This is a genomic window from Microbacterium sp. cx-59 (assembly GCF_020805625.1).
Lineage (GTDB): Bacteria > Actinomycetota > Actinomycetes > Actinomycetales > Microbacteriaceae > Microbacterium.
The window spans coordinates 414,376-433,573 of the sequence record NZ_JAJHGO010000007.1 but is presented as its reverse complement, the minus strand read 5'-3'; the positions used below and the strand labels follow the sequence as shown (position 1 = coordinate 433,573).

Below are 19,198 nucleotides of genomic sequence, written 5' to 3'. Positions count from 1 at the left end.
TTCTTTCTCTCGGGGTGGCACCGACCCGGTGGGCCGGTGGCCGGGCTCAGGGGGAGAGCCCGGTGGCGATGCGCTCGGTGTTGACGCGCATCATGGTCAGGTAGTCGGGCGCACCGCCGTCGGCGTCGGTCAGCGACTCTGTGAAGAGCTCGACGACGGAGATGTCCACATCGGCCTCCTCTGCGAGAGCGCGGACGAGGCGGTCCGGCGATGAGGATTCGGCGAACACGGTCGTGACGCCCGCCTCCTCCACGGCCGACACGAGATCCGCGAGGTCCGACGCGCTCGGGGCCGCGAGCGTCGTGCCGCCGGGGATCACCGTGCCGACGATCCGGAACCCGAACCGGTCGGCGAGGTAGCCGAACACGTGATGGTTCGTCACGAGCGCCCGCCGTTCCGGGGGGATCCCGGCGAACGCCGTCGTCATCTCCGCGTCCAGGGCGGTGAGCTCGGCGCGGTAGGTCGCGACGGCTGCGGCGACCGCATCCGCATCCATCCCGTCGATCGCGATGAGGCGCGGTTCGAGCGCGTCGACGACGGCGATCATGCGTGCCGGGTCGGTCCAGAAGTGCGGGTCGGGGGTGCCCGCCGCATCTCCCGACGCGTACGGAAGCACCTCGATCGCGTCGCCGGCGACGAAGGACTCGACACCGGATGCGGCCGCGCCATCGAGGTGCTGCTGCAACCCCTCCTCGAGCCCGAGGCCGTTCGACACGACCAGATCCGCGCTCTGCAGCCGCGCCGCCTCCTGTGCGGAGATCTCGAACGAGTGCGGATCGGCGTTCGGCTTCATGAGCGTGACGACCTGCGCGTCATCGCCGACGAGCTCCGCCACGACGTCGCCCAGGATGTTGGTCGAGACGACGATGAGGGGGCGATCGTCGGATGCGGACCCGGCCGCGCATCCGGTGAGAGCGATCACGGTGAGGGCCGCCAGGGCGCCCACACTCCGCAGCATTCGGGTCGTGCTCATCGTCCGGTCTCCACGAGGTGGACGGGGGCGGTCGGGGTCACGAACGTGCGCGCGATTCGCGCGGCGTCGGCGTAGTCGATCTCGTACAGCAGCCGTTCGACGGGGGCGTTCAGGTAGGCGCGATGGTCGTCGGCGAGGAGGCGCACACCGGATGCCGAACCCGCGGCGATCGTGTCGGCGACGAGCGGTTCGGTGGCGGCGAGGAGAGCGCCGGACGCCCCATCGATGACGAGCACGCGTCCGTCGGCGCCCAGCCCGAGAACGTGCTCGGCTGCGTCATCCACCGCGGTGACGGTCAGGAGCGGAGCCGGTGCCGGCAGCACTCGCCACGAGCGTTCCCGGGTGTCGAGCAGCAGAATGCGTCCGGCGGCGTCGAGTCCCGCGACGGTCGGGCGACCCTCCCGGTTCGCGAAGCTCGTGACGGGACCCACTCCCTCGGGGTACGGGATGCGCTCGATGTGAACGGTGTCGGCCGTGACCGTCGCGAGCAGCGCGCCGTCTCGGCATCCGAGAACGGCGCCGACCCGCGTCGTGATCGTGCCGCGCGGGTCGACGCACGGCACGGTCGAATCGGCAACCGTGTCGCCGGTCGACTCATGCACGGTCACCGCACCGGCACCGTCGGTCACGAGCGCGAACGATCCGACGGGCACGACGTAGCCCGCGTGCGGAGTCGTGTTCAGCCGGAACGACTCGACGATCTCGCCCTTCGACAGCGCGGCCGTGTCGAGGAGCACGGCGGCGCCGGTCTCGGCGAAGAACAGCCCGATGCCCCCGGTCGTCGACGAGTTCGTGGTCGCCACCGCGACGGCGCCCGCATCCGGGACGGTGCCGAGAATCCGCGGTTCTGCGCGGTAGTAGTGGAAGTGGTCGACGTGATCCCAGGTCCACACGCCGCTGTCGACGATGCGCACACCGTCGCCCGCGGCGAAGAGGTAGCGACCGTCGCTGGCCGTGGTCGTGACCGAACCGATCCCGCCGATGTCGGTGGATTCTTCCGTCAGCAGATCGAGGTGGGCGACCGTGCCGGTCGGGTCGACGGTCATCAGGTGCAGCTGCGGTTCGCTCATCTCGGCCGCCCCGCTGACAGCGCCGTGGGTGTCGGTGCCGTCGGTGGGCGCGTCGGGGGCGCTCGCCGGTCCGGCGCAGGCCGTGAGAGTGAGGAGCGCGGCGGCGATCGTCGGGATCAGGATCGGATGCGGACGCACGGGGTCCTTTCGAGAGCGGGGCGGGAGTGCAGGCGCCGCGCTGCGCCGCGGACCGTCCACGACAGGGCGGCGATGGCGATGGCGACGGCGGCGACCCCGGCGCCCGCGGCGGTGCCGGCGTGCCACGACAGTGCGAGTCCGGTCGCGACGGCGGCGATGCCGAGAACGGCGGCGAGCAGCATCGTGGGCAGGATGCGGTGGGTCCACTGCCGAGCCGCGACGGCCGGGGCCAGCAGCAGACCCACGACGAGAAGTGATCCGACCGCCTGGTAGGACGCGACGACGGCGAGGGTGACGAGGCCGACCAGCGCACCGTTGGCGACCGCGGGTCGGAGCCCGAGCACGTGGGCGACCCGCACATCGAACGCCGCGGCGACGAGCGCCCGGTGCGCGAGCGCGGCGGCCCCGGTGCCGACGGCCGCCGCGGCGGCGAGGAGGGCGACGTCCGCCCAGGTGATGGCGAGGATGTCGCCGAACAGGATGGCGGTCGCGTCGGTGGCGAAACTGCCCGAATGCGAGATCACGATGACCCCGAGCGCCAGCATCGCCACGAAGAGCAGTCCGATGCTGGTGTCGTACGAGAGACGCCCACGGCGCTGCAGTGCGCCGATCCCCGCGCTCATGGCGACCGCGCTGAGCGCCGCGCCGACGAGTACCGGGAGCCCCCAGACCGTCGCGAGGGCGACGCCGGGCAGCATGCCGTGAGCGAGGGCCTCGCCGAGGAACGCCATGCCCCGGATGACGACCCAGGTGCCGACGACGCCGCACAGCACCGCGACGAGCGAGCCGCCGACAAGGGCGCGCTGCATGAAATCGACCTCGAGCGGGGCGAGCAAGGGGGGCATGGGAGTCGACCGTAACGTTAATGAGAATGGTTCTCAAATCGGTTAGGCTCGGATCATGCTGCTCGTCGACGACCTCTTGTGCGCCGCCCGATTGGACGGCGTCACCGTGACGATCGGGGACGCCAGGGTGCTGCATCCGCTCGATCTTCGCGTGCGTCGCGGGGTGCTCACCGTGATCTCCGGACCGAACGGGGCCGGCAAGACAACGCTGCTCGAGACCCTCGCGGGCGTTCGAAGGCCGACGGCGGGCACGGTCGATCGCGCGGGTGTCGCCGCGTTCGTGCCGCAGCGCACGGCGATTCCCGACACGCTGCCGCTCACGGTCGGCGAGGTCGCCGCGATGGGGACGTGGGGGCGACGAGGCCGCGCCGCGCCCCGCGCCCTATCCCGGTCCGCTCGTCGGACGGCGATCGAGCGGGCGCTCGATGCGCTCGATCTCGCCGCGCTGCGGAGGACTCCGTTCGCCGCGCTCTCGGGCGGGCAACGCCAGCGTGCGCTTATCGCGCAGGCCCTCGCCCGCCGCGCCGACCTCCTTCTGCTCGACGAGCCGACCACGGGCCTCGACGACGAGAGCGCCATCCGCATCGAACGGGCGATGGATGCGGAGCTCGCCCGCGGCGCGACGGTCGTCTGCGTCAGCCACGACGCGGCGCTCCGTGCACGCGCGCACGACACCGTCCGGATCGAGGACGGCCGCATCGTGCGCGCGGCGTCCTAGAACCGCGGGGTTCTAAAAACGCTGGGTTCTAGAACCGCCTCGGAGAAGCGAACCGACCGACGCGCGGACCCGGCTCAGACCGCGGCGTGCACCACGGCGGCGATCGCCGAGCGGAAGAACCCGAGACCGTCGATGCCCGAGCGCATGGCCAGGCTCGTGTCGGGACCGAAGCCCTCCTCGACCGCGTGCTCCGGATGCGGCATCAGCCCGAGCACGTTTCCGCTGGCATTCGTGACCCCCGCGATGTCATCGAGCGAGCCGTTCGGGTTCACACCGAGGTAGCGGAGCGCGACGAGGCCCTCTCCCTCGACGCGGGCGAGCGTCTCGGCATCCGCGATGTACCCGCCATCCGCGTTCTTCAGCGGGATGACGATCTCCTGGCCGGTGGCGAAGTCGCTCGTCCAGGCCGTGTCGGCGTTCTCGACGCGCAGGCGCTGGTCACGCCGGATGAACTGCTGGTGCGCGTTGCGGATGAGGCCCCCGGGGAGCAGGTGCGCTTCGACGAGCATCTGGAACCCGTTGCAGATGCCGAGAACCGGCATCCCCTTCGCGGCGGCGTCCTTGACCTCCGCCATGATCGGCGCGAGTGCCGCGATCGCGCCGGCACGCAGGTAGTCGCCGTAGCTGAAGCCGCCGGGGAGCACGAGGGCGTCGACGCCCTCGAGGTCGTGCGAACCGTGCCAGAGCGCGACCGGCTCGGCACCGGCGATGCGGATGGCGCGCTGCGCGTCGCGGTCGTCGAGGGAACCGGGGAAGGTGATGACGCCGATGCGGGCGGTCACTCGACCACCTCGATACCCACGACGTCTTCGATCACCGAGTTCGAGAGCACTTCGTCGGCGATCCGGCGGGCCTCGGCGAGCACGCTCTCATCGACCTCTCCGTCGACGGTCAGTTCGAAGCGCTTGCCGATCCGCACCTGCGAGAAGGCGTCGGTTCCCATGCGCGCGAGTGCGCCCGAGACGGCCTTCCCCTGCGGGTCCAGAAGTTCGGCCTTGGGCATGACGTCGACGACGATCGTGGGCATGAAACGCTCCGTGGGTGCGCGGTCGGGCGGGCGTTCCCATGCTACCGGCCGCGCCCGCCGTCGCCGCGTCGTGGCGCTTCGAGCCCGAATCCGGCGCATCCTCGATCACCCGCCCCGCGGGATGCTCCGTCTTCTAGGCTGTGGGCGTGAGCGCAGCGCAGGAAACCGGGCCGTTCTTCCATGGCACGACGGCAGATCTCCGGGTCGGCGACCTTCTGACGCCGGGGTTTCGATCCAACTACCGACCTGACGTCGTGATGAACCACATCTACTTCACCGCGCTTCGGGATGGAGCCGGGCTTTCGGCCGAGCTCGCCTCCGATCTTGCCCGCGACGCCCGTGCCCCGCGCGTCTATCTCGTGGAGCCCACCGGCGCCTTCGAAGACGACCCCAACGTCACCGACAAGAAGTTCCCGGGCAACCCCTCCCGTTCCTACCGCAGCGCCGCGCCGCTCCGTGTCGTCGGGGAGGTCACCGACTGGACGCCGCTGACTCCCGAGGCGCGGCAACAGTGGCGCAGTCGGATCGGGGAGCGTCCGCCGCACGAGCGCGGCGAGATCATCAACTGACCGGGACCGACTCGGCGAACGTCTCAGGCGGCGAGCAACGGTACGTGAGCTGAGGCTCGGCCGCGGAGCGTGACCGAACTGTGACGTCGCGCATTCATAGGAAATCCTTGACCTCGTGAGAGCGGTCCCATAGGTTGGCGTGAACCCGGGTTGGGAGCGCTCTCACGAGTCGTGAGGCGACACCGCATCCGGGTCACGAATCCCACACCACAAAGGAGTGACCTGTGCTTTCACGCGCCCTGCGACGCGTTGCCATCGTGGCAACCGCCGCTTCCACCACCGCTCTCGTCCTCGCCGGATGCTCCGGCGGAGGCGGCGACACCGCTGACGGATCGGATGGCGACGTCACGTTGACCGTGACGACCTTCGGCACCTTCGGATACGAAGACCTCTACACCGAGTACGAAGAGGCGAACCCCGGCGTCACGATCGAGGCGACCAACATCGACACCGGCGGCAACGCCCGCACCGACGCCTTCACGAAGATCGCCGCGGGGTCCGGCCTCTCCGATGTGGTCGCCCTCGAAGAGGGATGGCTCGGCGCCATCATGGAGGTCTCCGACCAGTTCGTCGACCTGAAGGACTACGGGATCGAAGACCGCAAGGACGACTGGGTCCCGTGGAAGTACGACCAGGGCACCGACGCACAGGGCCGGGTCATCGGCTACGGCACCGACATCGGCCCGGAGGGGCTCTGCTACAACAAGCCCGCGTTCGAGGCGGCCGGACTCCCGACCGACCGCGCAGAGGTCGCGGCGCTGTTCGACGGCGACTGGGAGAACTACTTCGACATCGGCCGCGAGTACCACGAGGCCACCGGTAAGGCCTTCTACGACCACTCCGGGTTCGTGTGGAACGCGATGGTGAACCAGCTCGAGGAGGGCTACTACACCAAGGACGGCGAGCTGAACGTCGCCGACAACCCCGAGCTCAAGGAGCGCTTCGAGCTTCTCGGAGCGGCCACCGAAGACGGACTGTCTGCGGCGCAGGCCGCATGGGACTGGAACAAGGGCGAGTCGTTCCTCGACGGCACCTTCGCCACGTTCGTCTGCCCCGGATGGATGCTCGGCACCATGCAGGGCGCGATCGAAGGCGCGGGCGGCACCGCCGACAACGGCTGGGACTTCGCCGACGTCTTCCCCGGTGGCCCGGCGAACTGGGGCGGCGCATTCCTCGCCGTGTCGGAGAGCTCGGAGCACAAGGAAGCCGCAGCGAAGCTCGCCGACTGGCTGACGCAGCCGGAGCAGCAGGTCAAGCAGTCCGCCGCGGCGAACAACTTCCCCAGCACCGTCGAAGCGCAGGAGACCCTGGCCGCGGAGGCAACGCCGAACGAGTTCTTCAGCGGAGCCCCGACCGGCGCGATCCTGGCCGAGCGCGCCAAGGGCGTCGTCGCCCAGTTCAAGGGCCCGGATGACTCGGTCATCCAGGAGAACGTCTTCGGTCCCGCGCTGAAGTCCCTCGACCTCGGCGAGGCCGACACGCAGGCCGCGTGGCAGAAGGCCCAGGACCTCCTCGGAGAACTGGTCGGCTGATCCGTTGCGACGGTCGGGGTCTGCGCGAAAAGGCAGGCCCCGACCGCCGCTCAGTGAGAGGACTCACATGACCGCGACATTGCCGTCGGTGGATGCGTCATCCGCCGCTCCGTCCGCACGCCGACCTGCAACCCCCGAACGCCCCGCCTGGCGCACGCGCCTGTCGCGCGCCGACTACCGAGGCGCCCCGTATCTCTACGTCGCGCCGTTCTTCCTGCTCTTCGGACTCGTGGGGCTGTTCCCCCTCGTCTACACGCTCGTCGTCTCGCTCTACGAGTGGGATCTCTTGAAGGGCCAGGGCGAGTTCGTCGGCTTCGGCAACTTCGTCGAGATCCTCGGCGACGGGATGTTCTGGAACTCGGTGTCGAACACGATCAGCATCTTCCTGCTGTCCTCGGTGCCGCAGCTGGCGGTCGCCCTCGTCGTGGCGTACCTCCTCGACCGCGGACTGCGCGCCCCCACCTTCTGGCGGATGAGCGTGCTGGTGCCGTTCGTCGTCACCCCCGTGGCGACCGCCCTGATCTTCTCCAGCATCTTCAGCGACGCCGACGGGCTGGTCAACAACATCCTGAACGTCTTTGGCATCGCCGATCAGGCCTGGAAACAGGACCGCTTCCTCAGCCACCTGGCGATCGCCACGATGGTGAACTTCCGCTGGACGGGCTACAACGCGCTGATCCTGCTCGCCGCGATGCAGGCGGTACCGCGCGACCTGTACGAATCCGCCGCCATCGACGGCGCCGGCCCGGTCCGCCGTTTCTTCAGCATCACGATCCCCACCATCCGGCCCACGCTGATCTTCGTGATCATCACGGCCACGATCGGTGGACTGCAGATCTTCGCCGAACCACGGTTGTTCGACGTCTCGACCGCCGGCGGCATCGGCGGCAGCGATCGGCAGTTCCAAACGACCGTGCTGTTCATGTGGGAGCTCGCGTTCTTCCGTCGGAACTTCGGTGAAGCATCCGCCGTGGCCTGGCTCCTGTTCCTCCTCATCGTCGGGTTCGGTCTCGTGAACTTCCTGATCGCGCGCCGCATCTCGACAACCGACTCCCGGCGCGCCGCGAAAGCGCGCCGCGCCCGAACCCGCGGAGGCGACGCATGAGCATCAGCATCCCCGAACCCCTTCCCGCCCAGCAGGTCGACACCGTCGAACCCGATCCGCCGCGGTCGCCGCGACGGCGTCGGCCCCGAGAGACCGGCAGCGCCGGCATCGGCAGCCGTCCGGGATTTCTCACCTACGGGCTGCTCGCCGCGTTCATCATCGGCAGTGTCTACCCGCTCTGGTGGTCGTTCGTCATCGGCAGCGGCACCAACGCGACCCGCAGCGAGACCGTTCCGCTCATCCCCGGCGGCAACTTCCTCTCGAACGCCGCGAAGGTGCTCGACGCCATCCCGTTCTGGCTGGCGCTCGGCAACTCCGTCGTGATCTCGGCCATCATCACGGTGTCGGTCGTCTCGTTCGCCACGATCGCGGGCTACGCGTTCGCGAAGCTCCGGTTCCGCGGACGCGACGGCCTGATGCTGTTCGTCATCGCGACGATGGCCATCCCGACCCAGCTCGGCATCATCCCGCTCTTCATGGTGATGCGCCAGCTCGGCTGGACCGGCACCATCGGGGCGGTTATCGTCCCGACGCTCGTGACGGCGTTCGGTGTCTTCTTCATGCGGCAGTACCTGGTGGATGTGATCCCCGACGAACTGATCGAAGCCGCACGCGTGGACGGCGCCAGCCAGTTCCGCACCTTCCTCACTGTCGGCGTGCCCGCGGCCCGGCCCGCCATGGCGATCCTCGGCCTCTTCACCTTCATGACGGCGTGGACCGACTACCTGTGGCCGCTCATCGTGCTGAGCCCCTCGAACCCCACCCTGCAGACGGCGCTCAGCCAATTGCAGTCGGGCTACTACATTGATTACTCGATCGTGCTCACCGGTGCCGTCATGGCCACCATCCCGCTCCTGGTGCTGTTCATCGTCGCGGGGAAGCAGCTCATCTCCGGGATCATGGCCGGCGCTGTGAAGGGGTGACGGGCGGTATCGACACCATGATCTCCGCACTTCGAGAGGACCTCCGTTCCATGCCGCACACCAGTTCCCCCCGGTCATTCCCCCAGGACTTCCTCTTCGGAGCCGCGACCGCCGCGTACCAGATCGAGGGTGCCGCCCACGAAGACGGACGCACCGACTCGATCTGGGACGCGTTCGCCCGCGTCCCCGGCGCCGTCATCAACGGCGACAACGGCGACGTCGCCTGCGACCACTACCACCGCTACGGCGACGACGTGGCCCTGATGAAGTCCCTCGGGCTGCAGACCTACCGGTTCTCGACCTCGTGGGCGCGCGTGCGCCCGGACGGCGGGGCGCTGAACCCGAAGGGTGTGGACTTCTACAAGCGCCTGGTCGACGAGCTGCTGGATGCGGACATCCTGCCGTGGCTGACGCTGTACCACTGGGACCTGCCGCAGGCGCTGGAGGAGCGCGGCGGATGGACGAACCGCGACACCGCCGACCGGTTCACGGAGTACGCGCTCGACATGCACGACGCGCTCGGCGACCGGGTGGGCGTGTGGACGACCCTCAACGAGCCGTGGTGCTCGTCGTTCCTGAGCTACACCGCGGGCGTGCACGCGCCGGGGCACTACTCGCCGACGGAGGGCGTGCTCGCGGCGCACCACCTGCTCCTCGGTCACGGTCAGACGATCCGGGCGCTGCGGGCGCGCGACGAGAACCTCAACCTCGGTCTGACGCTGAACCTGACCGTCGCCGACCCGGTCGACCCGGAGAACGCCGCCGACGTCGACGCCGCGCGCCGCATCGACGGTCAGTTCAACCGGTGGTTCCTCGACCCGGTGTTCCGGGGGGAGTACCCGGCCGACATCCTCTCGGACTTCGCGACCCACATTCCGGATGCGGCCGCCGCCCTCGAGCAGGCGATCCGCCCCGGTGATCTCGACATCATCTCCACGCCGATCGACACGCTGGGCGTCAACTACTACCACGGCGAGTACGTCGGCGGTGCGCCGCCCGCGCACCCGCCCATGGGCGGCGACGCCCCGACCGACCGCCGGGGCGAGTCGGCGTTCCCCGTGTGGCACGACCTCTATTGGCACGATCGTGGCCTGCCGCGCACCTCGATGCACTGGGAGGTCGACGCGCCCACCCTCACCCGCCTGCTGTCGCGGGTGTCGAGCGAATACTCGGACGCCGCCGGCACGCGCTTGTTCGTGACCGAGAACGGCGCCGCGTTCGACGACGAGGCCGTGGTCGAGGACGGCGAGACGCACGTGCACGACAGTCACCGCGCGCACTTCCTCAGCGCGCACCTGACGGCGATCCTCGACGCGATCGACGCCGGGGTCGACGTCGGGGGCTACTTCTACTGGTCGTTCCTCGACAACTACGAGTGGGCGTGGGGGTACGAGAAGCGCTTCGGGATCGTGCGCGTCGACTACGAGACGCAGGAGCGCATTCTCAAAGACAGTGCACACGGATACCGCCGCATCATCGACGCTCGCGCGTTGTAGTCTCGGCTGACGCTCCCCCGTACCGCGGGGGAGCGTGGTGCGCACCCCCGCCATCCGCCCCTCCGGGCTCCGGATGCTGCGGCGGCGCGGGGGAGAAGGAGTCATCATGGCCGGATCGGTGACGATCGAGGAAGTCGCTCGGGTCGCGGGCGTCTCACGATCGACCGTGTCGCGGGTGGTCAACGGGTCGACCGCGGTCAGTCCGGAGGCACTCGACGCCGTCCGGCAGGCGATCGATTCGCTGAACTACGTGCCCAACCGCGCGGCACGATCGCTGGCGAGCAGCCGCACCCTCGCGGTCGCCGTGATCGTGCCCGAAGACGTGCACCGCTTCTTCGGTGACCCGTTCTTCGCCTCGATCATCGCGGGCATCAACGCGACGATCTCCGCATCCGACTACGTGCTGACCCTCGCCATCGCGAGCAACGATCCCGACGACAAGATGATCGGCTACGTGCGCAGCGGCGCCGTCGACGGGGCGATCATCGTGTCGCACCACGAGGGCGACACGTTCGTCGACCGCATCGCCGCGTCGGTGCCCGTCGTGTTCGGCGGCCGCCCGACCTCGCTGACGACCGAGACCTACTTCGTCGACGTCGACAACGTGCGCGGTGCGCGCGACGCCGTCGAGTACCTGCTCGGCCAGGGCCATCGGTCGATCGCGACGATCACCGGACCCCACACGATGGTCGCGAGCAACGACCGCCTCGACGGCTATCGGCAGGCGCTCGCCGCCGCGGGCGTGACGCCGGGCATGATCGCCGACGGCGACTTCACTATCCAGGGCGGAGCGGCCGCGATGCGCAGCATCCTGGCCCAGAGCACTCCGGATGCGGTGTTCGTCGCGAGCGACCTGATGGCCCGCGGCGCGCTGGGCGTGCTCGAGTCGGCGGGGCTCCGCGTGCCCGATGACGTCGCGGTCGTCGGATACGACGACTCGCTGCTCGCGACCAGCGCCGCGCCGATGCTCACCACGATGCGCCAGCCGTCGTTCGATCAGGGCAAGCGGATGGCGCAGGTGCTGCTCGAGCGCCTCGAGGGCCACGAGCCTCCCCACGCCACGGTCATGCCGACCGAGCTGATCGTCCGCGACTCCGCTTGAGCCCGGGTGGCGGCTGCGTGCCGCCCGCCCGGCTGCGTGTCGCCTGCCCGGCTGTGTGCCGCCCGCCCGGTTGCGTGCCGCCCGCCCAACCGGCCCGTGCGCCCGCCCGGCTGTGTGCCGCCCTTCCCTCTGGGTTTGGGGCACATTCCTGCGTTTGGGGCGCGAATATTGCGCCCCAAACGAAGAATCGTGCCCCAAACCCGCGCCTCGGTGGGTGCGGTGCCGCCAGGGGTCAGGTCGGGTCGCCGCCGAGCGGACCGACGGCGGGGATGGGGCCGCCATCGTCCGCGCCGGTCTTCCGCCATCGGGCGATCGCGTTGCCGAGGTGGTAGATCACGAGCGCGGCAGCGGAGGCGAGCACGATCGCGCCGAGTTCGAACGCGCCCCAGCTCATCGTGAATCCGGCGACTGCCATGACGAGCGCGACGGCGGCGGTGTACTGGTTCACCGGGCGCGAGAAGTCGACGCGGTTGTCGACCCAGATCTTGATGCCGATGATGCCGATCAGGCCGTAGAGCGCGGTGGTCGCCCCACCCAGCACGCCGGCGGGGATCGAGTTGAAGACCGCCCCGACCTTGGGCGAGAGGCTGAGCAGCACCGCCACGACGCCCGCGACCCAGTACGCGGCCGTCGAGTACACGCGGGTCGCGGCCATGACGCCGATGTTCTCGCCGTACGTCGTGGTGCCCGATCCGCCGAACATGCCCGCGACCGTCGTCGAGACGCCGTCGGCGATCAGCGCCCGGCCGGTCGACCGGTTGGCGGAGGCATCCGTCATCGTGGCGACTCCGCGCACGTGCCCGACGTTCTCGGCGATCAGCACCAGCACGACGGGCAGGAACATCGCGATGGCCGACCACGTACCCGGCTCGGTGAAGTTCGCGAGCTCGAACGTCGGGAGGCCGACCCACGCCGCATCCGCGACCGAACTGAAGTCGAGCTGGCCGAGGACGGCGGCGGTGACGTAGCCGACCACGACGCCGAGGAAGATCGAGATGCGGCCGAGGAACCCGCGGAACAGCACGCTGAACAGGATGATCGACTCGAGCGTGATGCCGGCCACGACCGGACCCTGCTGGAAATTGCCCCACGCGGCGGGCGCGAGGTTGAAGCCGATCAGCGCGACGATCGCGCCGGCGACCACCGGGGGCATCAGACGGTCGATCCAGCCGAGACCGGCGACCTGCACGACGACACCGACGAGTGCCAGCAGGATGCCGACGGCCACGATGCCGGCGAGCGCCGAACCCATGCCGGCGCTCGCTGTGGCCGCCGTCACGGGCGCGATGAAGGCGAACGACGATCCGAGGTAGCTCGGCAGCTTGTTCTTCGTGATGACCAGGAAGAGCAGCGTGCCGATGCCCGAGAACAGCAGGGTGGTCGAGACAGGGAACCCCGTGATCGTCGGCACCAGGAAGGTCGCGCCGAACATCGCGACGACGTGCTGCGCGCCGATCGCGATGGTCGCCGGCCAGTTCAGGCGTTCGTCGGGTCTGACGACCGCGCCCGGTGCGACGGTCCGGCCGTTGCCGTGCAGTTTCCAGATGGGCATGGTGCTCCTTTGTCGTCGCGGGCGAGGCATCCGCACTCACCGCGGGCCTCGCCTATTCTCCGCGGGCCCCGCCTATTCTCCGCGAGACGGGATCTGTGCGCCGAGACTGCGGGTTTACCCCACTGTCTCGGCGCGAAGATCCCGTCTCGCGGACGTGGGGCGGATGCGGGTTACGGGCCCGGATGCGGCGCGCGAGCGGATGCGGCGGGCGTCGGGTCAGGCGGTGAGGCGCTGCAGCAGCTCGGCGTAGCGGGCGGCCGTGCGAGCGACGACATCGTCGGGCAGCGCGGGCGGGGTGCCTTCTTTCTCCGGCCAGGCTGCAGCGAGCCAGTCGCGCACGATCTGCTTGTCGAAGCTCGCCATCCGCGACTCGGGCGTCGTTCCCTCGGCCCACGCGGCGGCGTCCCAGTACCGCGACGAATCCGGCGTGAGCACCTCGTCGGCGAGCGTCAGGACGCCATCCGCGTCGATGCCGAACTCGAACTTCGTGTCGGCGAGGATCAGACCCCGCTTCTCCGCGGTCGCCGCGGCGCGCGCGTAGATCTCCAGCGACAGGTCGCGCAGCTCCGCCGCGCGTTCGGCGCCGACCAGCTCGACGGTCTGCGCGAACGAGATGTTCTCGTCGTGCTCGCCCATCGGAGCCTTGTACGCGGGCGTGAAGATCGGCTCCGGAAGACGGTCGCCGTTACCGAGACCCTCGACGAGCCGGATGCCGCACACCGTCCCGCTCTCCTGGTACTCGGCCCAGCCCGAACCTGTCAGGTATCCGCGTACGACGCATTCCACCGGCAGCATATTCAGATTGCGCACCACCATCGCGCGCCCCGAGACCGCATCCGGGATCAGCGAGTACGCCTCGGCGGCGTCGTCGGCGGACGCGCTGAGCCGGTGGTCGGCAGCCAAGTGATTCGGGATGCGGCGGCCACCGTCGGCGCCGGCGAGCCGGTCGAACCACCAGAGGCTCAGCGTGGTCAGCAGCTCGCCCTTGCCGGGAACCCCCGGCTCGAGCACGTGGTCGAACGCGCTCACCCGGTCACTCGCGACGACCAGCATCCGGCCGGGGGTGGCGCGGGGATCATCCGACGCACCGGCATCCGACGCCCGCGCATTCGACGCCCCCGGATCCGACGCCCCCGCATCAGACGCACCGGCACTCGACGCACCGGCACCGCCCGCGTCCGCGTCGTCGCCGGATACGTACAGGTCGCGCACCTTGCCGGAATAGACGTGGTGCCAGCCGGGAAGAGAGAGAGCGTCGGTCACCCGCCCATTATCGCGAGAATGCGCAGCGAAGAAGCGCTATAGTCCATCTGGACTAGTTCATGAGGAGTACCTGTGCCCACCCCGACCCCGCATCTCACGCCGCTCAGCGTCATGCTGCTCGCGTTGCTGCGCGAAGACGACATGCATCCGTACGAGATGATCCGGCTGATGCGCATCCGACGCGATGACCGCATCATCCCCCTCACGAACGGCACGATCTACCACACGGTCGAGCGCCTCGAGCGGGCGGGGCTCGTCACCGAGGTCGGCGTGGATCGTGACGGCAATCGCCCCGAACGAACGACGTACGCATTGACGGACGCGGGTTCTGCCGCGGTCGAAGCGTGGGTGCGACACGAACTGCCGCGCATCGATCGCCCCCTGGAGTTCCGGGTCGCGCTGTCGGAGGCCCACGAGCTCGACCGCGCGACGGTCGCACAGCTGCTCACCGAACGCCGCGACGGGCTCGAGGCCGACGCGGCGCGGTTGCAGAACGAGGTCGACACCTCGCGCCGCGGCGGAACCCCCGAGCAATACCTCATCGAGGTGGATCGTCATCTGGCGCTCGCCGCCGCCGATATTTCCTGGCTCGACGCCTTCCTGGTGCGCCTGCAGAACCCCGATCTCGCGTGGGGCGCCGACCCGTCGGCATCCCGCAGCGACCGTTATCTCTCGCAACGAAAGGCCGCACGGCTATGACATCCCCCACCGCCCCCGGCACCAGCTCGGCTCCCACCGGCAGCCGGCCGGAACGCAGTCCGTGGCCCGCTCTGTGGGCCCTCGTGATCGGGTTCTTCATGATCCTGGTCGACACCACGATCGTCTCGGTCGCCAATCCCGCGATCAAGGCGGCGCTCGACCCGGCCACGGCCAACCTCGACAATGTGGTGTGGGTCACGAGCGCGTACCTGCTCGCCTACGCGGTTCCGCTGCTGATCACGGGTCGGCTCGGTGACCGCTTCGGTCCCAAGAACATCTACCTGATCGGCCTCGCGATCTTCACGATCGCGTCGATCGGATGCGGACTGTCGGGCTCGCTCGGCATGCTGATCGCGATGCGGGCCGTGCAGGGTCTCGGCGCCGCGCTGATGACGCCGCAGACCATGGCGGTCATCACGCGGACGTTCCCGCCCCAGCATCGCGGCGCCGCCATGGGCTTGTGGGGGGCGACGTCGGGCGTCGCGATGCTCGTCGGTCCCTTGGCCGGCGGACTCCTCGTCGACGGACTCGGCTGGCAGTGGATCTTCTTCGTCAACGTGCCCGTGGGTGTTATCGGGTTCGTGCTGGCGTGGATTCTCGTGCCGAAGCTCGCGACGCATCCGCATCGCTTCGACTTGGTCGGCGTCGTCCTGAGCGCCACAGCGATGTTCCTCATCGTGTTCGGCCTGCAGGAGGGCGAACACTACGACTGGGGCCAGATCTGGGGACCGATCACGATCTGGATGCTGATCGGTGCGGGCGTCGTCGTGCTGGCGATCTTCATCTGGCAGCAGTTCCACACGCGCAGCGAGCCGCTCGTGCCGATGTCGCTCTTCCGCGACCGCAACTTCTCGGTGTCGAGTCTCGCGATCTCCACGGTGGGCTTCACGGTCACGTCGATGACGCTGCCGTTGATGTTCTTCCTGCAGCTCGCGCGCGGCCTGTCGCCGACCGAGTCGGCGCTGCTGCTGGTGCCGATGGCGATCGCGGCGGGCATCCTCTCGCCGATCGCGGGCCGCATCCTGGACCGCACCGACCCGCGATACCTGCTCGTTCCCGGCATGCTGGCGGTCGCCGGAGCGCTCGTCTGGTACTCGGCGCTGCTGCGCGTCGATACTCCGGTCTGGATGTTCCTGCTGCCCTCGGCGCTGCTCGGCATCGGGCAGGCGGGAATGTGGGGGCCGCTGGCCACGACCGCCACCCGCAACCTCGCGCCGCAGCAGGCCGGCGCGGGCGCGGGCATCTACAACACGACCCGCACGATCGGCTCGGTGCTCGGGTCGGCGGCGATCGCGGTGCTCATGCAGAGCCGCCTCGAGGCCAACCTGCCCGGAGCGTCCGGAGGCGCGTCGGAGTTCGCGGGCGGAACGCTCCCGGATGCGGTCGCCGGCTCCTTCTCGTCGGCGATGGCGCAGTCGATCCTGCTGCCCGCGGCGGTGATGCTCGTCGGCGTCGTGTCGGTGCTGTTCCTCCGCCGCACCCCCACCCGCTGATCCCGCCCCGCTGATCCCGCCCCCGCTGTTCCCGCCCTGCGATGACCGCGAGACTGCATTCGGGCAACGAGACGTTGGTCGGGAGCCGACGTCTCGCCGCGACACTGCTGTCTCGCGGCCGATCGCAGGCGGGACGGTAGGCGAGGGGTGGCGATCCCGCAAGCCGGGGGACGAGCGGATACGGCGCTGCGTACCGTGGCCCGCATGGCTCACGCACACTCGATCCCCCGCACCTTCGTGCTGCTCGGTGCCGTAGCCCTCGCGGGCCTCGGCCTCACGGCGTGCGCGCCGGAGGCCGCGCCGACCGCGACCGCGACCGCATCCGCATCCGCATCCGCATCCGCATCCCCGACCGGGTCGTCGGAAGCCTCGCCTGCGCCGACCGATGCGGCCGCGAGCCTCGACTGGCCCGACACTGCGCTCGCGCCACAGATCGGCGTCGCGCTGTTCAACCCGCCGGGTTCCGACCCCGCGATCTCCACCGGCCAGTCCATCGCCGGCCCGGCATTGGCGGAGGCGGGGCGCACCATCCGCATCACGGCGGAGTGCGCCGGGTCCCGGATGCAGTACGAACTCCGCTCGGCGCAGGCCGGCGAGGAGCAGCGCGTCCTCTTTACAGACACCGTCGCCTGCGGCACGCCGTCGACCGCGACCTTTACGGGCCTCAGTTACTCCGGACCGGTGCAGCTCGCCATCACCGACGCGAACTTCGCGGATGCCGGATGGGTGCAGGCCGTCCTCGTCCCGTAGCGCGCACGGTGCACCCCAGGCCCGCCCCACGCCGCCCCGCGCGTCAGCCGGTGACGGCCCGGGCGGCGATGTCGGTGCGGAACTGCCCGCCGTCGAGGCCGATCTCCGCCAGCGCGCGGTAGGCGCGGTCGCGGGCGTCGGCGGCGTCCGCGCCGATGCCGACGACGCTCAGCACGCGGCCACCCGTGGCGATCAGGGCGTCGCCGTCGGTGGTGGTCGCGGCGTGCGCGACGTGCGTGCCGGGCACGGCGGATGCCGCATCCACCCCGGTGAGCACGCGGCCCGTCAGGGGCGCCGCGGGGTATCCCTCGCTCGCGAGCACCACGGTCACGGCCGTCTCCGCGGTGAATCGGGGGCGGGGTTCGTCTTCGAGGGTGCCGGATGCGGCGGCCAGCAGCAGCTGCGACAGCGGATCGATGAGCCGCGGCAGCACGACCTGCGTCTCGGGGTCGCCGAAGCGCGCGTTGAACTCGATCACCTTCACGCCGCGGTCGGTCAGGATCAGGCCCGCGTACAGCAGGCCGATGAACGGGGTGCCCTCCGCATCCAGGTGCCGGATGACGGGCTCCGCGACCTCGCGGGTGACCTGGTCGACGAATGCCTCTTCGCTGCCGAATCGATCGGCGAGCCAGGGGAGAGGCGAGTACGCGCCCATGCCGCCGGTGTTGGGGCCGGCGTCGCCGTCGGCGAGGCGCTTGAAGTCCTGTGCGGGGCTGAGCGGGCGCACCGTGTCGCCGTCGCTGACGAAGAAGAGCGACACCTCGGGGCCGGCGAGGAACTCCTCCACGAGCACCGGGCCCGTCGTCAGGTACGTGGCGGCGTGGGCGAGCGCAGCGTCGCGGTCATCGGTCACGATGACGCCCTTGCCGGCGGCGAGACCGTCGGCCTTGACGACGTGCGGTGCGCCCAGATCGTCGAGGGCAGCCGCCACCTCGTCGAGCGTGAGCGCCCGGCGTGCGCGGCCCGTCGGCACGCCGGCCGCTTCCATGACGCGCTTCGCGAAGGCCTTCGAGCCCTCCAGCTGGGCGGCGGCGCGACCGGGGCCGAACACCGGGATGCCTTGCGCCCGGAGTCGATCCGCGACGCCCGCGACGAGGGGGGCTTCGGGGCCGATGACGACCAGGTCGACCGCGTTCGCGTGGGCGAAGCCCGTGACCGCACCGGGATCGTTCTGATCGAGGTCGACGAGTGTCGCGTCGCGACCGATGCCCGCGTTTCCCGGCGCGGCGAACAGCTCGTGAGGCGCCGCCTCCGCACGGAGCGCGAGGATGATGGCGTGCTCGCGCGCGCCCGAACCGAGGACCAGGATTCTCACCCGCACAGCCTACCGACGGGCCATCGTTCGCGCCGGTGGCCGGCGCGTGCGCGGCACAACTCCTCCACCTTCGGCCCTCCGGCGCGTATGGGGCGGGTTCGGGCCAGGATTGGAGGAGTTGTGCGACGAGTACCGTGGTGACATGGCCCGCCGCATCTCCACCGAAGAGGGACGAGCGGCGCTCGCCGGCGTCTCCGCGGCCGAGAACCCGAGTCGCACCGATCTCGCCACCGCCGTGCGTTACCTGCTGCAGCTGCTGGTCGAGAAGGCGCCCGGCCATACGGTCGAGGTGCGGGTTCCTCCTTTCGGCGCGGTGCAGGTCATCGAAGGCCCGCGGCACACCCGCGGCACGCCCCCGAACGTCGTCGAGACGGATGAGCGCACGTGGATCGCGGTCGCGACGGGTGCCGAGCAGTGGGCGGATGCGGCGTCGGCCGGTCGCATCGTGGCCTCGGGCACGCGCGCCGACATCTCCGATCTGCTGCCGCTGCGCCCGTGACGCGTCGAGCCCGTCGCGGGTAACACGTTCGACGTTCGGGTTTGGCGGGCGAACTCGCGTGGCCTAACGTAGAAAAGGTTAGGCTTTCCTAACCAACCCGCGCCGGAGTCATCTTGACGTCTCCGCGAC

19 protein-coding genes are annotated in these 19,198 nt (G+C 70.0%); 11 read left to right on the top strand and 8 right to left on the bottom strand.

Going from position 1 to position 19,198, the window contains the following annotated elements; genetic code table 11:
• Positions 1 to 46 precede the first annotated feature (46 nt).
• From aztC to aztB, 3 genes are read right to left on the bottom strand one after another with little or no spacing between them, the layout of a single operon-like run.
• Positions 47 to 973, bottom strand: coding sequence for a zinc ABC transporter substrate-binding protein AztC (gene aztC / locus LMI96_RS09520; RefSeq protein WP_228361331.1), 927 nt, complete (start codon positions 971 to 973; stop codon positions 47 to 49).
• The gene (locus LMI96_RS09515; RefSeq protein WP_228361330.1) at positions 970 to 2,181 is read right to left on the bottom strand and encodes an ABC transporter; all 1,212 of its coding nucleotides are present in this window, start codon (positions 2,179 to 2,181) and stop codon (positions 970 to 972) included. Before LMI96_RS09515 ends, aztC begins: the two co-directional genes overlap by 4 nt.
• Positions 2,160 to 3,026 carry a zinc ABC transporter permease AztB gene (aztB, locus tag LMI96_RS09510; RefSeq protein WP_228361329.1) on the bottom strand — a complete coding sequence of 289 codons (867 nt, stop codon included), beginning with the start codon at positions 3,024 to 3,026 and terminating at the stop codon, positions 2,160 to 2,162. Before aztB ends, LMI96_RS09515 begins: the two co-directional genes overlap by 22 nt.
• A gap of 55 nt (positions 3,027 to 3,081) precedes the next feature.
• Here aztB and LMI96_RS09505 point away from each other — a divergent pair, with 55 nt between their 5' ends.
• On the top strand, positions 3,082 to 3,744 hold the full coding sequence (locus LMI96_RS09505; RefSeq protein ID WP_228361328.1) for an ATP-binding cassette domain-containing protein: 663 nt from the start codon (positions 3,082 to 3,084) through the stop codon (positions 3,742 to 3,744).
• Positions 3,745 to 3,818: 74 nt separating this feature from the next.
• On the opposite strand, the gene purQ is transcribed toward LMI96_RS09505, so the two are convergent.
• Positions 3,819 to 4,526: a phosphoribosylformylglycinamidine synthase subunit PurQ gene (gene purQ / locus LMI96_RS09500; RefSeq protein WP_228361327.1), complete on the bottom strand. Its 708-nt coding sequence runs from the start codon at positions 4,524 to 4,526 to the stop codon at positions 3,819 to 3,821.
• The gene (purS, locus tag LMI96_RS09495; RefSeq protein ID WP_223722162.1) at positions 4,523 to 4,771 is read right to left on the bottom strand and encodes a phosphoribosylformylglycinamidine synthase subunit PurS; all 249 of its coding nucleotides are present in this window, start codon (positions 4,769 to 4,771) and stop codon (positions 4,523 to 4,525) included. The genes purQ and purS overlap by 4 nt, the downstream gene beginning before the upstream one ends.
• 146 nt (positions 4,772 to 4,917) lie before the next feature.
• Here purS and arr point away from each other — a divergent pair, with 146 nt between their 5' ends.
• The 6 genes from arr to LMI96_RS09465 all read left to right on the top strand — a co-directional run bounded on the left by arr (position 4,918) and on the right by LMI96_RS09465 (position 11,498).
• Positions 4,918 to 5,340, top strand: coding sequence for an NAD(+)--rifampin ADP-ribosyltransferase (gene arr / locus LMI96_RS09490; RefSeq protein ID WP_228361326.1), 423 nt, complete (start codon positions 4,918 to 4,920; stop codon positions 5,338 to 5,340).
• A 224-nt stretch (positions 5,341 to 5,564) separates the two neighbouring features.
• Positions 5,565 to 6,872 (top strand): ABC transporter substrate-binding protein, encoded by a 1,308-nt coding sequence (locus LMI96_RS09485; protein ID WP_223722164.1) that lies wholly within the window; start codon positions 5,565 to 5,567, stop codon positions 6,870 to 6,872.
• Positions 6,873 to 6,939: 67 nt separating this feature from the next.
• Positions 6,940 to 7,977 carry a carbohydrate ABC transporter permease gene (locus LMI96_RS09480; protein WP_223722165.1) on the top strand — a complete coding sequence of 346 codons (1,038 nt, stop codon included), beginning with the start codon at positions 6,940 to 6,942 and terminating at the stop codon, positions 7,975 to 7,977.
• Entirely contained in the window at positions 7,974 to 8,900 is a 927-nt protein-coding gene (locus LMI96_RS09475) for a carbohydrate ABC transporter permease (RefSeq protein WP_228361325.1), read from the top strand. Before LMI96_RS09480 ends, LMI96_RS09475 begins: the two co-directional genes overlap by 4 nt.
• Positions 8,901 to 8,950: 50 nt before the next feature.
• A complete protein-coding gene (locus LMI96_RS09470) occupies positions 8,951 to 10,396 on the top strand; it encodes a GH1 family beta-glucosidase (protein ID WP_228361324.1) in 1,446 nt (481 codons plus the stop codon).
• Positions 10,397 to 10,469: 73 nt separating this feature from the next.
• Entirely contained in the window at positions 10,470 to 11,498 is a 1,029-nt protein-coding gene (locus LMI96_RS09465; RefSeq protein ID WP_228361468.1) for a LacI family DNA-binding transcriptional regulator, read from the top strand.
• 232 nt (positions 11,499 to 11,730) lie between these two features.
• On the opposite strand, the gene LMI96_RS09460 is transcribed toward LMI96_RS09465, so the two are convergent.
• Both LMI96_RS09460 and LMI96_RS09455 read right to left on the bottom strand, forming a co-directional pair.
• Positions 11,731 to 13,050 carry a uracil-xanthine permease family protein gene (locus tag LMI96_RS09460; RefSeq protein WP_228361323.1) on the bottom strand — a complete coding sequence of 440 codons (1,320 nt, stop codon included), beginning with the start codon at positions 13,048 to 13,050 and terminating at the stop codon, positions 11,731 to 11,733.
• A gap of 216 nt (positions 13,051 to 13,266) precedes the next feature.
• A complete protein-coding gene (locus tag LMI96_RS09455) occupies positions 13,267 to 14,313 on the bottom strand; it encodes a phosphoribosylaminoimidazolesuccinocarboxamide synthase (protein ID WP_228361322.1) in 1,047 nt (348 codons plus the stop codon).
• 72 nt (positions 14,314 to 14,385) lie between these two features.
• Between LMI96_RS09455 and LMI96_RS09450 the strand changes: the two genes are divergently transcribed.
• The 3 genes from LMI96_RS09450 to LMI96_RS09440 all read left to right on the top strand — a co-directional run bounded on the left by LMI96_RS09450 (position 14,386) and on the right by LMI96_RS09440 (position 17,255).
• The gene (locus LMI96_RS09450; protein WP_308015758.1) at positions 14,386 to 15,012 is read left to right on the top strand and encodes a PadR family transcriptional regulator; all 627 of its coding nucleotides are present in this window, start codon (positions 14,386 to 14,388) and stop codon (positions 15,010 to 15,012) included.
• Entirely contained in the window at positions 15,009 to 16,505 is a 1,497-nt protein-coding gene (locus tag LMI96_RS09445; RefSeq protein WP_228361321.1) for a DHA2 family efflux MFS transporter permease subunit, read from the top strand. Before LMI96_RS09450 ends, LMI96_RS09445 begins: the two co-directional genes overlap by 4 nt.
• Positions 16,506 to 16,709: 204 nt before the next feature.
• Entirely contained in the window at positions 16,710 to 17,255 is a 546-nt protein-coding gene (locus LMI96_RS09440; protein ID WP_228361320.1) for a hypothetical protein, read from the top strand.
• A 43-nt stretch (positions 17,256 to 17,298) separates the two neighbouring features.
• Here the strand turns inward: LMI96_RS09440 and purD are convergent, their stop codons facing one another.
• Positions 17,299 to 18,570 carry a phosphoribosylamine--glycine ligase gene (gene purD, locus LMI96_RS09435; protein ID WP_228361319.1) on the bottom strand — a complete coding sequence of 424 codons (1,272 nt, stop codon included), beginning with the start codon at positions 18,568 to 18,570 and terminating at the stop codon, positions 17,299 to 17,301.
• A 142-nt stretch (positions 18,571 to 18,712) separates the two neighbouring features.
• On the opposite strand from purD, the gene LMI96_RS09430 reads away from it, so the two are divergent.
• Positions 18,713 to 19,069 (top strand): sterol carrier family protein, encoded by a 357-nt coding sequence (locus tag LMI96_RS09430; protein WP_228361318.1) that lies wholly within the window; start codon positions 18,713 to 18,715, stop codon positions 19,067 to 19,069.
• The last annotated feature ends 129 nt before the right edge of the window (positions 19,070 to 19,198 follow it).

Coding starts and splice junctions, on each gene's coding strand:
- aztC (WP_228361331.1), bottom strand. CDS start 973: ATGAGCACGACCCGAATGCTGCGGAGTGTGGGCGCCCTGGCGGCCCTC.
- aztB (WP_228361329.1), bottom strand. CDS start 3,026: ATGCCCCCCTTGCTCGCCCCGCTCGAGGTCGATTTCATGCAGCGCGCC.
- LMI96_RS09505 (WP_228361328.1), top strand. CDS start 3,082: ATGCTGCTCGTCGACGACCTCTTGTGCGCCGCCCGATTGGACGGCGTC.
- purS (WP_223722162.1), bottom strand. CDS start 4,771: ATGCCCACGATCGTCGTCGACGTCATGCCCAAGGCCGAACTTCTGGAC.
- LMI96_RS09480 (WP_223722165.1), top strand. CDS start 6,940: ATGACCGCGACATTGCCGTCGGTGGATGCGTCATCCGCCGCTCCGTCC.
- LMI96_RS09475 (WP_228361325.1), top strand. CDS start 7,974: ATGAGCATCAGCATCCCCGAACCCCTTCCCGCCCAGCAGGTCGACACC.
- LMI96_RS09470 (WP_228361324.1), top strand. CDS start 8,951: ATGCCGCACACCAGTTCCCCCCGGTCATTCCCCCAGGACTTCCTCTTC.
- LMI96_RS09465 (WP_228361468.1), top strand. CDS start 10,470: ATGCTGCGGCGGCGCGGGGGAGAAGGAGTCATCATGGCCGGATCGGTG.
- LMI96_RS09460 (WP_228361323.1), bottom strand. CDS start 13,050: ATGCCCATCTGGAAACTGCACGGCAACGGCCGGACCGTCGCACCGGGC.
- LMI96_RS09445 (WP_228361321.1), top strand. CDS start 15,009: ATGACATCCCCCACCGCCCCCGGCACCAGCTCGGCTCCCACCGGCAGC.
- LMI96_RS09440 (WP_228361320.1), top strand. CDS start 16,710: ATGGCTCACGCACACTCGATCCCCCGCACCTTCGTGCTGCTCGGTGCC.
- LMI96_RS09430 (WP_228361318.1), top strand. CDS start 18,713: ATGGCCCGCCGCATCTCCACCGAAGAGGGACGAGCGGCGCTCGCCGGC.